Below are 840 nucleotides of genomic sequence, written 5' to 3'. Positions count from 1 at the left end.
CGCCTGCCGGGACCGGACGGACGTGGCCGGCGCCGTCGTAGCTCTCCCCGTCGCGAGGCTCGCGATCGGCTCCGTCTCCGAATTGATCGTCGGCGTTACTCGGCACCGGCCTCACCTCCGTCTGTCGCGGCGAGCGTCTGTTGACCGAGTCCGGACCACATCTTCGCCGTCGACGGATCGTAGGAACAGAACAGTCGCTCCGGCCTGTCGCTGTTGTCGAGCGACGCCGATCGGTTGTAACTCCGCTCGACCACAGCCGTCGCGAGGTCTTCCAGCCCCTCCGGCGGTTCCGAGTAGGAGACGATCCACTCGCCGTCGACGGACCGAAGCGTCTCGACGAGGCCCCCGTGGTCGAACAGCGGCCCGCGGTAGTAGTTGTCCTTCTCCTCGGTGTACGGCGGATCGCAGTAGAACAGTACGCCGTCGTCGTCGTACCGCTCGAACTGCTCAGAGTAGTCGCCGCATTCGATCGCGACGCCCTTGAACCGGTCACGGAGACGCTGTATCCGTCCGGGGACGCGAGCCCATATCTCAGACTTCTGCGGCCCCTTCCGCGGGGTATCCGTCGCGAAGCCGGCTCGCTGTCCGTAGCGCCCGGAAAAGCTGGCGTACCGAAGGAACACCCACCGCGCTGCTTCCTCAACGAGATCCCCGCCGAGGTCTTGCTCGGGGTCGCGGAACTGTCGCGACCACTCGTTGTAGAGACCGCGCGAGTACGGGATGTCGCGGACGGCCTTGGCGAGCTCCTCGGGACGGTCTCGGACCGCCTCGAAGAACCGCACCACGTACTCGTCGCGGTCGTTGAAAATCTCGGCGCGGCTCCGCGGCTTATTCAGCAGC

The 840-nt window shown here is 66.2% G+C and carries 1 protein-coding gene; it reads right to left on the bottom strand.

Annotation, left to right across the window (positions count from 1 at the left end; all coding sequences use genetic code 11):
- Positions 1-95: 95 nt before the first annotated feature.
- Positions 96-840: DNA adenine methylase (locus tag EXE44_RS17385; protein ID WP_158293496.1), on the bottom strand; the 745-nt coding region annotated here is incomplete at its 5' end.

Origin of the sequence: Halorubrum sp. SS7 (assembly GCF_005435055.1) — an archaeon.
GTDB lineage: Archaea > Halobacteriota > Halobacteria > Halobacteriales > Haloferacaceae > Halorubrum > Halorubrum salinarum.
Note: the sequence above shows the minus strand (reverse complement) of the source record. Positions and strands in the feature narration are given on the sequence as shown.